We start from the raw sequence: 13250 nt of genomic DNA, 5'->3' as shown, positions 1-13250 counted from the left end.
TTGAGCGTAGATGAATGGTTCGCCGCCTCGATTGCATTCCCGCGTGCCTCGGCACGCTACGACGCAGGCGGCGTGGCCCGCAAGGGGGTAGGATGGCGCAACCGCGTTGTGTTGAGCGTCGAGCGCGGCGTTCGCGACGCGTCCTGAAGAGTGCTGTGGTGGGAACCGTCAGATGGCGCCGATGATGAGGGCCGAGACGAAGCTGAACGCTGCGACGATGGCGATCGAGTGAGGAATGAGGTTGACCGGCATGCGCCTTGCCGGCTGCGCCACATGGAACGGATAGCGGGAGTGGGTCATCGCCTTTGTCGGGTTCATTTTTCTCTCCGCTGTTGGCCTTCGGCCTGTATCTATGTTCTCCTATATTCTCGATTGAGTTTATAGATATTATTTTCCCCAGAACGTGCAGGGGATGAAAAATCCGTTTCCGCCGACGTCAGTGGCTGTTGTTGCGCTCGCGCTCCTGCAGGTGGCGCGACCAGGTCTCGCTGAACCACGGGTTCAGCAGCGAAACGTCGGCCGAACGGTGCGAGCGGCTGAGCCGGCCGTCGGGCTCCACCGACGTCCAGACGGTGAAGTGCGTCAGCTGATGCTTGCCGAAGGTCTGGATCAGCGGAATGTCTGCCGCATCCCGGCCGCGGGCGACAGGAATGCGGCCGGCCCGCCGGCCATTGTTCTTGGCGTCGAACGTGTACCATCGGTCGCCGAGGAACACCTCGAACCAGGCGTTGAAATCCATCGGCGCCGGGCTGTTTGAAGCGCCGATGTCGGCCATATAGCCGTGAACATAGCGGGCCGGCATGTTCATGCAGCGGCAGAAAGCGACGGCGAGATGGGCATAATCGCGGCTGACCCCCAGCCGGTCCTCGTGCGCTTCGAGCGCCGTGCGCATCGCCTGCGCATAGCCGTAGCTGAAGATCAGCCGGTCATGCACATAGTCGCAGATGGCTTGCACCCGTTGCCAGCCTGCCGGAGCGCCGCCGAAAAGCCGCCAGGCAAGCGCGCTCAGCCGATCGGTTTCGCAATAGCGGCTGGCGCAAAGATAGGGCAGCAGAGAGGGAGGCAGCTTTTCGACCGGCACCGCCTCGGCCAGCGGATCCGACGCGTCGAGCCGCCCGTCGTCGCTGATCACCGCGTCGTAGCCGAGCCGGGTTTCTCCCCGAGAGAGAACCATGCGCAGGCAGATATTGTGATGCGGGTCGGTGATTTCTTCCATCGGGATGAGCGGTGACGCGACCGGCCCGCGCTCCGTCACGACTGCATTACGCCGTTCCTTGGCGACGGACAGAAACGTCATCATCGGCGTGGGTTGCGGACAATCGATGCCAATCTCATAACCGAAGCGGATGAACATGTTCGACCTCCCCACTGCGATTTGCCGACACTTGCTCCCGCACGCCTGAAACGCCGGCGGCAGCCCGGGTTTGCAACCCGTTCGAAGTTCAATCCCTGAAGTTCCCTTGATGTCCGCGCCACGCCGGCGGGCGACCCGCCCGCGGGCCGGAATACTAGCGCATCGCCGCAGCAAGCGGTATCGATTTCGACGCGGAGCCGACAGCCGACGGCAGCCGCAAGACTACCAGCCGACGGCGTCCTTGAAGGAATACCACCAGGAGCCGATCGTCGAATATTGCGCGCGGAACATCCGTCCGCCGGGAAAGGGATACCAGGGCAGCTTCGCGAACATGTCGAAGCGCGACTGGTCGCCGTCGATCGCCTCGGCGAGCGTCCGGCCGAAGAGATGCGAGCCGGTCACCCCGTGACCGCTATAACCATGGGCGAAATAGGTGTTGGCACCGATGCGGCCCATCTGCGGCACGCGCGTGAAGGACAGCGCGAAATTGCCGCTCCAGGCATAGTCGATCTTCACGCCTTTCAGGCGCGGGAAAACCTTTTCGAGATTGGGCTGGAGCTTCGCCACCACATCGGCCGGATCGGTTCCGCCATAAACGGTGCCGCCACCGAAGATCATCCGCTTGTCGGCCGAAAGCCGGAAATAGTCGAGGATGTAGCGCACATCCTCGACGCACATGTCGCTCGGGATCAGCGCGTCCGCGAGTTCCTCGCCGAGCGGTGCCGTGGTGATCATCTGCGTCGAGACGGGCATGACGCGCGAGACGAGCTCGGGCACCGCATCGCCGAGATAGGCATTGCCGCAGAGCACCACAATGCGGGCTGAGACTTCTCCCTCCGAGGTGTGGACGGTCGGCCGTGCCGCCTTGTGATCGACGCGTGTCACCGGAGACATCTCGCAGATGGTGCCGCCGAGGCTCTCGAAGGCGCGTGCCTCGCCAAGTACCAGATTGAGCGGATGCATATGGCCGCCGGTGATGTCGAGCATGCCACCGCAATAGGCTTCGGAATTGACGAGCTTGCGCAGCCCCTCCCGGTCGAGCAGCAGATGGTCGTCCATGCCGTATCTGCGCCAGAGCGCCTGCTTGGCTTCGAGCTCCTTCATATGCGCGCTGGTATAGGCGGCATAGATGTTGCCGGACTTCAGGTCGCAGTCGATCCGGTATCGGCTGACGAGCCGCCGGATGATCCGCCCGCCTTCCTGGACAAGGCCGCCGATGAAGCGTGCCGCGTCCTCTCCGAAGCGGCGCTGGATCGTCGGGAGACTGGCGTTGAGGCCATTGACGATCTGGCCGCCGTTGCGCCCGGAAGCGCCCCAGCCCACCTGGGCGCCCTCCACCACCGTAACCTTGTAGCCCTTCTCGGCGAGATGAATGGCCGTCGCCAGCCCTGTGTAACCGGCGCCGACGACGCAGATGTCGGTTTCGACCCGCCCCTCCAGCCTGACCGGCGTGCGGACGATGTTGCGGGTGGCGGCGTAGTAGCTCGCCGGATAGCCGCCGTCGCCGGCATAGGACTTCGTGGCGCTCACCCCATGGATCCCCGTCTGCCGTAGGTCTTTGTCGGCACGAGCCATATCGCAAATCTTGCCCCTTGACCATGCGGCGCGACGGCTGTCATATTGCTCAGATGTCAGACCAATTCTGAGCAACCTGGATGCCCAAGCCGGAGAAAGCGATGCTTCTGCCCCTGCCCCCGGTCGATCGGGTGCAGCAGGTGATCTCCGCGCTCGCCGACTATGTCCAGCGCTCCGGCCTGAAGCCCGGCGATCGCCTTCCCGCCGAACGCGAACTGATGGCGGCGCTCGCCGTCGGGCGCTCCACCATCCGCGAGGTCATCAGCCATTTTCAGGCGCTCGGCGTCGTCGAGGCGCGCAAGGGCAGCGGCACCTATCTGTTGCGTGCCATTTCCGGCGCCACCATTCACATGCCGCTGACCCTCGACACCCAGCACCTTCGCGATGCGCTGCTGCAGACGCTGGAAGTTCGCCGCGGCATCGAGGTCGAGGCCGGCATGGTCGCCGCGCGCCGCCGCACCGACGCCGACCTCATCAACATCGAAACGAAGCTCGACGCGATGGAGCGCGTGCATCTCGCCAAGGGCACGTCCGGCCCCGAGGACCTCGCCTTCCACCTGGCGATCTACGACGCGACCCACAATCCGCTCTTTCGACAGCTGCTCGAGCAGATGCGCGAGGCTTTCGAGCGCTTCTGGGAGAAACCCTTCGACCGGCCGGATTTCGCGCGGCGGTCCTTTCCGTATCATCGGACGCTCTTCGACGCGATCGCCTCGCAGAATCCGAATGCCGCCCGGGAAGAAACACTGAAAATCCTCGCAATCGTCGAGGAAGACATCAAGGAAATGTCCAAATGAATGACGGCATCGACCCGTTCGACAGAGCCTCGCTGATTGCCGCCCATGACGAGGCCCATGCCTTCGACGCCGTCGTTCCGCCGATCGTCCAGACCTCGCTGTTCACCTTCAAGGACTATGACGAGATGATCGCCTCCTACCGGGGCGAACGCGTCCGGCCGATCTACACCCGCGGCCTCAATCCGACCGTCCGGCTGTTCGAGGAGATGCTCGCAAAACTCGAAGGCGCCGAAGACGCGATCGGCTTTGCCAGCGGCATGTCGGCGATCTCCTCGACCGTGCTCACCTTCGTCGAGCCGGGCGACCGCATCGTCGCGGTGAAGCATCTTTACCCCGATGCCTTCCGGCTGTTCGGTACGCATCTGAAGCGCATGCGCATCGAGGTTACCTATGTCGACGGACGCGACGAGGAGGCGGTTACCAAGGCGCTGACCGGCGCCAAGCTCTTCTACATGGAGAGCCCGACGAGCTGGGTGATGGACACCCATGACGTGGCGGCGCTGGCAGCGCTTGCCAGGGCGCAAGGGATCGTCACCGTCATCGACAACAGCTGGGCGAGCCCGGTGTTCCAGCAGCCAATTTCGCTCGGCGTCGATCTCGTCATCCACTCGGCCTCGAAATATTTGAGCGGTCACAGCGACGTCGTCGCCGGTGTCGTCGCCGGCTCCAGGGAACTGGTCGGCCGCATCCGCTCCGAAGCCTATCCCTATCTCGGCGGCAAGCTGTCTCCGTTCGATGCCTGGCTGCTGATCCGCGGACTTCGCACCCTGCCGATCCGGATGAAGGCGCATGAGCGCTCGGCGCTCGCCCTTGCGCGACGCCTGCAGGAGCACCCGCTGGTCGAAACGGTCTGCCATCCGGGGCTTGGGAATCACCTGCCGCCGGGTCTTTCGGGAACCTCCGGCCTGTTTTCCTTCATCTTCCGCGAAGGCGTCGACATCCGCCGCTTCGCCGATCATCTCGAACTGTTCAAACTCGGCGTATCCTGGGGTGGCCACGAAAGCCTCATCGTCCCGGGCAAGGTCGTCCTGGCGCAGAAAGCGCAACCCAATTCCGCGGCCGCCTTCGGCATTTCTCCGCGGTCGGTACGGCTCCATGTCGGCCTGGAGGGAACGGAGGCCCTCTGGAGCGATCTCGAAGCGGCGCTCGACGCTGTTTCATCAGGCTGACGACGAGTGGGATGGAAAAACGCAAGCGGTTTCTCCATCCCGCCCCTGAGAAAATCGATCAACGCCAAGAACAAAGGGAACAACAATGAGGAAACTGATCACAGCCACCCTGCTCGCCACGCTGATGGCCGGCAGTGCCCTTGCCGATACCAAGCTGAAGCTCGTCGAGGTCATCACCAGCCCCGAGCGCACCGAAACGCTGAAGTCGATCGTCGCCAAGTTCGAGGCGGCGAACCCCGGCACCACTGTCGAGATCATCTCGCTGCCCTGGGGCGAAGCCTTCCAGAAATTCGCGACCATGGTCTCGGCCGGGGAAATCCCCGACGTGATGGAAATGCCGGACACCTGGCTGTCGCTCTATGCCAATAACGGCATGCTGGAGAGCCTCGAGCCCTACCTTGCCAAGTGGGAGCACACGCCGGGCCTCACCGAGCGCGCCCTGGAACTCGGCCGCGACGTCAACGACACCGCCTATATGCTGCCCTACGGCTTCTATCTCCGGGCAATGTTCTACAACAGGAAGCTGCTCTCTGAGGCCGGCGTCGCGGAGCCGCCGAAGACGATGGACGACTTCGTCAGGGCGTCGGAAGCCGTCTCGAAGCTGCCCGGCAAGTCTGGCTACTGCCTGCGCGGCGGTCCGGGCGGGCTGAACGGCTGGGTGATGTTCGGCGCCACCATGGCCGGCGACAACACGTTCTTCAAGGAGGACGGCACCTCGACGATGAACAGCGAAGGCTGGGTCAAGGGGCTGACCTGGGTCATCGACCTCTACAAGAAGGGTCTCGCGCCGAAGGACAGCGTCAACTGGGGCTTCAACGAGATCGTCGCCGGCTTCTACAGCGGCACCTGCGCCTTTCTCGATCAGGATCCGGATGCGCTGATCGCCATCGCCCAACGCATGAAGCCGGAGGATTTCGGCGTCACCACCATGCCCAAGGGACCGAGCGGCAAGGCCTTCACGACGATCGGCTTCGCCGGCTGGTCGATGCTTTCGGCAAGCCAGAACAAGGACCTCTCCTGGAAGCTGATCGAAACGCTGGAAGGGCCGGAAGGCAACATCGAGTGGAACAAGCGCACCGGCGCGCTGCCGGTCCACAAGTCCGCAGAGAAGGACCCCTTCTATTCGGGCCCGCAGTTCAAGGGCTGGTTCGACGAACTCGCCGACAAAGACGTCGTGCTGACCGTCATGCCGACCTATCTCGAGGAATTCGCCTTCTTCAAGGATTCACTCGCGATCAAGACGAGCCAGGAAGCGCTCCTCGGCGACATCACGCCGGAAGAGCTCGCCAATCAATGGGCGGACTACCTGACCAAGGCACAGCAGAAACATCTGGCGAACAAGAAGTGATCCGACATGAAGGGCGGCAGGGTCGCCTGTCGCCCTTCATCAACATGGGACTACGCTCCGCCCGCCGGGCGGCCAGGAGGAACTCCGATCGATGGATTATGCCGCACGCCAGCACGGTCTGTCCGCAAGCCGCCGGCCGCTGATGAAGCGCATCGCGGACGCCTCGGCGCCCTATCTCTACAGCGCGCCGGCGCTGATCCTGATCGTCACGGTGATGCTGGTGCCGCTGGTGCTCGGCGTTTCCTATGCCTTCCGCGACGTGCAACTCCTCAACCCGTTCTCCGGCGCCTTCATTGGACTCGATCATTTTCGGGCGCTCTCTCAAGACCAGGCCTTTTTCCGCTCGCTGCGCAACACGCTCTGGTGGACCGGCGCATCCGTTCTTCTCCAGTTCGCCTTCGGACTGATCCTGGCGCTGCTGCTTGACAAACCGTTTCGCGGCCGCGCCATCGCCCAGGCGCTCGTCTTCCTGCCCTGGGCAGTGCCGAGCTTCCTTGCCGGCCTCAATTGGGCCTGGCTCTTCAACCCGGTCGTCGGGCCGCTGCCGCACTGGCTCTATGCGCTCGGGATCATGAGCCAGCCGGCGAACATCTTGTCGGATCCGCAGCTTGCCATGTGGGGGCCGATCGTCGCCAATATCTGGTGGGGCATTCCCTTCTTCGCGATTACCCTGCTCGCCGCGCTGCAGGCGATCCCGCGCGACCTCTACGAGGCGGCGAGCATAGACGGCGCCGGCGCCTTTCAGCGCTTCCTGTCGATCACGCTGCCTTTCCTCGCGCCGACGATCGCCATCACCATTCTGTTGCGCACCGTCTGGATCTCGAATTTCGCCGATCTGATCATCGTCATGACCAATGGCGGGCCGGCCGACCGGACGCAGATCGTCGCCAGCTACATCTTCACCCAGGCCTTCAAGCGGCTCGATTTCGGCTATGCCTCGGCGATCGCGCTGGTGCTCCTGGCGCTCCTGCTCGCCTATTCGCTGCTGATCGTCATCCTGCGGCAATGGCTCCTGAGCAAGGATTGAACCGATGCGCGCCAAGTCAGTCTTCCTCACCGTCGCGCATCGTCTGGCGATCCTAGCCTATATCGCCTTTGCCCTCTTTCCGCTCTTCTGGCTGCTGAAGGTGGCGGTTACGCCCAACGACCTGCTCTATTCGGAAGGCATCCGCCTCTGGCCGTCGCGCGCCAGCCTCGAGCACTTCGACTTCGTGCTGCGGCACAGCGCCTTCCCGGTCTTCTTCCGCAACAGCCTGATCGTCTCCGGCTCGACGGCGGTCGTCGTGACGATCCTTGCCTCGCTTTCCGGCTATGCGCTGTCGCGTTTCCGCTTCCGCGGCAAATACTGGTTGGTGACGCTGATGCTTTTGACGCAGATGTTCCCGCTGGTCATGCTCGTCGCGCCGATCTTCAAGATCCTCTCGCCGCTCGGGCTCACCAACAGCCTGACCGGCCTCGTCATCGTCTACAGCGCCTTCAACGTGCCCTTCGCCACCTTCCTGATGCAGTCCTTCTTCGACGGCATTCCGAAGGACCTGGAAGAGGCTGCGATGATCGACGGGGCCACGCAATTCGTCGCCTTCCGCCAGATCATCCTGCCGCTGACCCTGCCCGGCATCGCCGCAACGCTCGGCTTCGTCTTCACCGCCGCCTGGAGCGAACTGCTCTTCTCGCTGATGCTGATCTCCGGCAACGATCAGGCGACCTTCCCGGTCGGGCTCCTCTCCTTCGTCTCGAAATTCTCGGTCGATTTCGGCCAGATGATGGCGGCCGGCGTCCTGGCGCTGATTCCGGCCTGCCTCTTCTTCCTGCTCATTCAACGTTATCTCGTCCAGGGCCTCACGGCCGGCGCGGTCAAAGGCTGAGGATTGCTCATGGCTTCCATCGACATCGCCAATATCCAGAAATCCTACGGCGTCCACCCCGTCCTGCACGACGTCGACCTCAAGATCCGCGACGGCGAATTCGTCGTGCTGGTCGGCCCGTCCGGTTGCGGCAAGTCGACCTTGCTGCGGATGATTGCGGGGCTTGAAAGCGTAACCGGCGGCGAGATCCGCATCGCCGGCAAGCGGGTGAATGAGCTCGCGCCAAAGGATCGCGACATCGCCATGGTCTTCCAGTCCTACGCGCTCTATCCGCACATGTCGGTCGCCCGGAACATGAGCTACAGCCTGAGGCTTCGCAAGACGCCGAAGGAGAGGATCGCAACCGTCGTGACGGGTGCCGCCGCCAAGCTCGGTTTGGAGCCGCTGCTGGAGCGAAGGCCGAAGGCGCTTTCCGGCGGTCAGCGCCAACGCGTCGCGATGGGCCGCGCCATCGTGCGCCAGCCGAAAGCCTTCCTCTTCGACGAGCCGCTCTCCAATCTCGACGCACGGCTGCGCGAGCAGATGCGCGCCGAAATCAAGAAGCTGCACAAGGATCTCGGCGCCACCTCGATTTACGTGACGCATGACCAGATCGAGGCGATGACGCTCGCCGACCGGATCGTCGCCATGAATGCCGGCGTCGTCCAGCAGGTCGGCAGCCCCCTCGACCTCTATGATCGCCCCGCCAATCTCTTCGTTGCCGGCTTCATCGGATCGCCCGGCATGAACTTTTTCGAGGGGACGAGTCGCGCTGGCGATAGGCCTCTGTTCGAAATCGCCGGGGACATCGGAATTCCCCTCGACGCCCCTCCCCCGCTTGCGAACAACGCCCAAGCAACGCTTGGCATTCGCCCCGAGCACATCGTGCTTGCCGGCCATGGGCCGGAGACGCTGCTTGCCACCGTCGACCTCGTCGAGCCGACCGGCTTCGGCATCATCCTGCACCTCTCGCTCGGGCGGGCAGGCTTCAAGGTCTTCACCAACGATCGCTCCTTCCTGACGGCCTCCGGCACCGTCCCCGTCCATTTCCCGGCGCACAGCCTGCATTTCTTCGACAGCGAGGGTAACCGCGTCTGACGGGTTGCCTATCCCTCCACACGCTATCCCGAAGGAGCAATTGACTTCTCCCCAGCGAGGACTAGCTTCTTTTCTGTCGCAAGTATCAACCGCTCCGGCGCGCATTCTTAGAGAGCAAGCACCGCCAAAGCCCTGAATGACGATACTCTTCTTTGCCCGCGCCGGGCGAAATTGGGGAAGTATCATGCGAATTGCAGTTGTTGCCCTGTCCTTTTCCGCACTCCTTCTCTGTCCGGCCGTCGGCCAGGCGCAGGAGGGCGACGCCGAGGCTGGCGCCACCGTCTTCAAGAAATGCTCCGCCTGCCACGTCGTGGACAAGGATCAGAATAGGGTCGGGCCGTCGCTCATGGGTGTCATCGGCCGAACCGCCGGCACGCATGCGGATTTTAAATATTCGAATGCCATGGTCGATGCGGGCAAGAACGGGCTCGTCTGGGACGAGGCGACGCTACACGAGTATCTCCGGGATCCCAAAGCCAAGGTCAAAGGCACGAAGATGGTCTTCCCCGGCCTCAAGAAGGACGAAGAGATCGTCAATGTGATCGCCTATCTCAAGCAACACCCCAAATAGGAGCGTCTCCCGGCAAGGCAGAATTCTTCGCCTTACCGAGGATTTGCCAGTATTATCCGTTCGTGCAATAATTCTGATCGGAACGCCGCGGATTGCGTATTCGTCTCACGGCCAATCGCGGCGGGGAGGGACAGAAAATGGCGGTGGTAGTGATTCTGGTTCTGTTGGCCGCCGGATCAGTGTTGTTCCATTTGCTCAGTCCTTGGTGGTGGACGCCGATCGCCTCCAACTGGAATTACATAGACAATACCATCATCATAACCTTCTGGATCACCGGCATCGCCTTTACCGCCGTGGTCCTGTTCATGGCCTATTGCGTGCTGCGCTTCCGCCACCGGCCCGGCAACACGGCCGCCTATGAGCCCGAGAACAGGAAACTCGAAGGCTGGCTGGCGACGAGCACGACGCTCGGCGTCGCCGCGATGCTGGCGCCCGGCCTGTTCGTCTGGAACCAGTACATTACCGTCCCTCAGGACGCAGCGGAAGTGGAGGTGATCGGCCAGCAATGGCTGTGGAGCTTCCGGCTTCCCGGCGCCGACGGGCGGCTCGGCACGAGCGAAACGCGCGACATCACCCCTGAAAATACGCTCGGCCTCAACCGCAATGACGCCGCCAGCCTTGACGATCTGATCATCGAGGGTGGCGAGCTTCACCTTCCCATCGGCAAGCCCGTCAAGGTCCTGCTCCGCTCCGTCGATGTGCTGCACGATTTCTACGTGCCGGAATTTCGCGCCAAGATGGACATGGTGCCGGGCATGGTGACCTATTTCTGGTTCACCCCGACGCGCACCGGCACCTTCGAAATCCTCTGCGCCGAGCTCTGCGGCGTCGGCCATCCGCAGATGCGCGGCACCGTCGTGGTCGACACCGAGGAAGACTATCAGGCTTGGCTCGCCGAGCAGCAGAGTTTTTCGCAACTATCCGCATCGTCCGAAACGAGCCCGGCGGCAACGATTGCCGCCGCAGCGGCGCGGTAGGAGGCGCCGTGCAGTAGCAACCTGGGGAGGATTATGATGGTCGACGTCCGGTCCGGTATTGGCGAGGCGCTTCCGCCTCCCGAAGTCGAGGATGTTGAGCTCTATCATCCGCATAGCTGGTGGACGCGCTACGTCTTCAGCCAGGATGCGAAGATCATCGCCATTCAGTATGCGACGACCGCCATTGCCATCGGCATGGTGGCGCTGGTACTGTCCTGGCTGATACGCCTGCAGCTCGGCTTTCCCGGCACATTCGATTTTATCGATGCCGATGCCTATTACCAGTTCATCACCATGCACGGCATGATCATGGTGATCTACCTCTTGACGGCGCTCTTCCTCGGCGGCTTCGGAAATTATCTCATTCCGCTGATGGTCGGCGCCCGCGACATGGTGTTCCCCTACGCCAACATGCTGAGCTATTGGATTTACCTGCTCGCCGTCTTGGTCTTGGTGGCGAGCTTCTTTGCTCCCGGTGGACCGACCGGGGCCGGCTGGACGCTCTATCCGCCGCAGGCGGTGCTTTCCGGCACGCCGGGCGGCAAGGACTGGGGCATCATCCTGATGCTCTCGTCGCTGATCATCTTCATCATCGGCTTCACCATGGGCGGCCTCAACTATGTCGTCACCGTGCTCCAGGGCCGCGCGCGCGGCATGACGCTGATGCGCCTGCCGCTGACCGTCTGGGGCATCTTCACGGCGACCGTGATGGCGCTGCTCGCCTTCCCCGCGCTGTTCGTCGCCTGCGTCATGATGCTGTTCGACCGGCTGCTCGGCACCAGCTTCTTCATGCCGGCGATCGTCGAAATGGGCGAGCAGTTGCAGCATGGCGGCGGCAGTCCGATCCTGTTCCAGCATCTCTTCTGGTTCTTCGGCCACCCTGAGGTCTATATCGTCGCGCTGCCCGCCTTCGGCATCGTTTCCGATCTCATCAGCACCCATGCGCGCAAGAACATCTTCGGCTACCGCATGATGGTCTGGGCGATCGTCATCATCGGCGGCCTCTCCTTCATCGTCTGGGCCCACCACATGTATGTGAGCGGGATGAATCCCTATTTCGGCTTCTTCTTCGCCACCACGACTCTGATCATCGCCGTGCCGACGGCGATCAAGGTCTACAATTGGGTGCTGACGCTGTGGCGCGGCAACATCCACCTCACCCTGCCGATGCTCTTCGCGCTCGGCTTCATCGTCACCTTCGTCAATGGCGGGCTGACGGGCCTCTTCCTCGGCAACGTCGTCGTCGACGTGCCTCTCTCCGACACGATGTTCGTCGTTGCGCATTTCCACATGGTGATGGGCGTGGCACCGATCATGGTCATCTTCGGCGCGATCTACCATTGGTACCCGAAGATCACCGGGCGCATGCTCAATGAGGCGCTCGGGCAGATCCATTTCTGGGTCACGTTCGTCGGCGCCTATTTGATCTTTTTCCCGATGCACTATGTCGGCCTCGTCGGCGTGCCGCGCCGCTACTACGAACTCGGCGAAATGGCATTCGTGCAGGAGTCGGTCCATAGCCTCAATGCCTTCATCAGCGTCATGGCGCTGATCGTCGGCGCCGCCCAGATCGTCTTCCTCTTCAATCTCGCCTGGAGCCTGCGCCACGGTCGCGAAGCCGGCGGCAATCCGTGGCGGGCGACGACGCTCGAATGGCAAACGCCGGAGACGCCGCCGCCGCACGGCAACTGGGGCAAGGAACTGCCGGTGGTCTATCGCTGGGCTTACGATTACAGCGTCCCGGGAGCGCCCGAGGATTTCATCCCGCAGAACCAGCCGACGCCGGGGCTCGTCACCCACGAGACGGCGTCATGAGCGTCGCTGTAATCTTCCTCACGCTGGTCGCTGCAGTCATCGTCTGGTGGCTCGCCCAGCAGCGGCTGGCATCACGGCCCTGGCTGGAGGTCGGCCACCGCTATGACCGCCGGAGCGGCGCGCCGTTGCCGGCGGCAAAAATCGGTCTTGGTGTCTTCCTCGGTGTTGTCGGTGCGCTCTTCTCGCTCGCCATCAGCGCCTATTTCATGCGCATGGCCTCGTCCGACTGGGGCTCCCTGCCTCTGCCGGCTCTGCTCTGGGTCAATACCGGCATCCTTGCCGTCGGCAGCGTTACGCTGCACCGGGCAAAGGTCGAGGCTGAGAGGCGCGATGACGAGGCAACCAGAACCGCCCTGCTCGCCGCCCTCGCCGGTGGCCTCGCCTTCCTCGTCGGACAGCTTTTCGCCTGGCGCGAGTTGACGGCTGCCGGGTATCTGCTCGCCGGAAACCCCGCCAACAGCTTCTTCTACCTGTTGACCGGCATGCACGGCCTGCACATCGTCGGCGGACTTGTCGCGCTCGGCAGGCTCACTCTGCGCGCCTGGGGCGGACCGCTCGACCGCAGAATGCGGCTGACGGTCGAGCTCTGCGCCATCTACTGGCATTTCATGCTGTTCGTCTGGCTGGTGCTCTTCGCCCTCTTTTCCGGCTGGGCCAGCGACGTCGTCGATTTCTGCCGCCAACTCCTGACATAGGAACCGC

14 protein-coding genes are annotated in these 13250 nt (G+C 63.0%); 11 read left to right on the top strand and 3 right to left on the bottom strand.

The window, feature by feature from the left end; genetic code table 11:
* On the top strand, positions 1-147 hold the full coding sequence (locus ATC00_RS32710) for a hypothetical protein (protein WP_156911500.1): 147 nt from the start codon (positions 1-3) through the stop codon (positions 145-147).
* A 21-nt stretch (positions 148-168) separates the two neighbouring features.
* Here the strand turns inward: ATC00_RS32710 and ATC00_RS33115 are convergent, their stop codons facing one another.
* The 3 genes from ATC00_RS33115 to ATC00_RS28905 form a co-directional block, all read right to left on the bottom strand.
* Complete coding sequence (locus tag ATC00_RS33115; protein WP_037387738.1) at positions 169-318, bottom strand: hypothetical protein; 150 nt, start codon at positions 316-318, stop codon at positions 169-171.
* Between the two features lie 118 nt (positions 319-436).
* Positions 437-1354, bottom strand: a complete 918-nt coding sequence (locus ATC00_RS28910; RefSeq protein WP_037387740.1) for a transglutaminase-like domain-containing protein — start codon at positions 1352-1354, stop codon at positions 437-439.
* A gap of 222 nt (positions 1355-1576) precedes the next feature.
* Positions 1577-2929, bottom strand: a complete 1353-nt coding sequence (locus ATC00_RS28905; protein ID WP_052035576.1) for an NAD(P)/FAD-dependent oxidoreductase — start codon at positions 2927-2929, stop codon at positions 1577-1579.
* A gap of 80 nt (positions 2930-3009) precedes the next feature.
* On the opposite strand from ATC00_RS28905, the gene ATC00_RS28900 reads away from it, so the two are divergent.
* The 10 genes from ATC00_RS28900 to ATC00_RS28855 all read left to right on the top strand — a co-directional run bounded on the left by ATC00_RS28900 (position 3010) and on the right by ATC00_RS28855 (position 13243).
* Positions 3010-3726 carry a FadR/GntR family transcriptional regulator gene (locus ATC00_RS28900; RefSeq protein WP_064255322.1) on the top strand — a complete coding sequence of 239 codons (717 nt, stop codon included), beginning with the start codon at positions 3010-3012 and terminating at the stop codon, positions 3724-3726.
* Positions 3723-4895 (top strand): PLP-dependent transferase, encoded by a 1173-nt coding sequence (locus tag ATC00_RS28895; RefSeq protein WP_064255321.1) that lies wholly within the window; start codon positions 3723-3725, stop codon positions 4893-4895. The genes ATC00_RS28900 and ATC00_RS28895 overlap by 4 nt, the downstream gene beginning before the upstream one ends.
* Positions 4896-4980: 85 nt before the next feature.
* Complete coding sequence (locus ATC00_RS28890) at positions 4981-6243, top strand: ABC transporter substrate-binding protein (protein WP_037387746.1); 1263 nt, start codon at positions 4981-4983, stop codon at positions 6241-6243.
* 91 nt (positions 6244-6334) lie between these two features.
* A complete protein-coding gene (locus ATC00_RS28885; protein ID WP_037387747.1) occupies positions 6335-7270 on the top strand; it encodes a carbohydrate ABC transporter permease in 936 nt (311 codons plus the stop codon).
* Positions 7271-7274: 4 nt separating this feature from the next.
* Positions 7275-8108, top strand: coding sequence for a carbohydrate ABC transporter permease (locus ATC00_RS28880; protein WP_037387748.1), 834 nt, complete (start codon positions 7275-7277; stop codon positions 8106-8108).
* A 9-nt stretch (positions 8109-8117) separates the two neighbouring features.
* On the top strand, positions 8118-9185 hold the full coding sequence (locus ATC00_RS28875; protein ID WP_064255320.1) for an ABC transporter ATP-binding protein: 1068 nt from the start codon (positions 8118-8120) through the stop codon (positions 9183-9185).
* A gap of 184 nt (positions 9186-9369) precedes the next feature.
* Positions 9370-9756, top strand: coding sequence for a c-type cytochrome (locus ATC00_RS28870; protein ID WP_037387752.1), 387 nt, complete (start codon positions 9370-9372; stop codon positions 9754-9756).
* Positions 9757-9893: 137 nt separating this feature from the next.
* Positions 9894-10733 (top strand): cytochrome c oxidase subunit II, encoded by an 840-nt coding sequence (locus tag ATC00_RS28865; RefSeq protein ID WP_037387754.1) that lies wholly within the window; start codon positions 9894-9896, stop codon positions 10731-10733.
* A 33-nt stretch (positions 10734-10766) separates the two neighbouring features.
* Positions 10767-12548 (top strand): cytochrome c oxidase subunit I, encoded by a 1782-nt coding sequence (gene ctaD / locus ATC00_RS28860; RefSeq protein WP_082912607.1) that lies wholly within the window; start codon positions 10767-10769, stop codon positions 12546-12548.
* Positions 12545-13243 carry a cytochrome c oxidase subunit 3 gene (locus tag ATC00_RS28855; protein WP_064255319.1) on the top strand — a complete coding sequence of 233 codons (699 nt, stop codon included), beginning with the start codon at positions 12545-12547 and terminating at the stop codon, positions 13241-13243. The genes ctaD and ATC00_RS28855 overlap by 4 nt, the downstream gene beginning before the upstream one ends.
* Positions 13244-13250 lie beyond the last annotated feature (7 nt).

This window comes from Sinorhizobium americanum (assembly GCF_001651855.1).
In the GTDB taxonomy this organism is placed as follows: domain Bacteria; phylum Pseudomonadota; class Alphaproteobacteria; order Rhizobiales; family Rhizobiaceae; genus Sinorhizobium; species Sinorhizobium americanum.
Note: the sequence above shows the minus strand (reverse complement) of the source record. Positions and strands in the feature narration are given on the sequence as shown.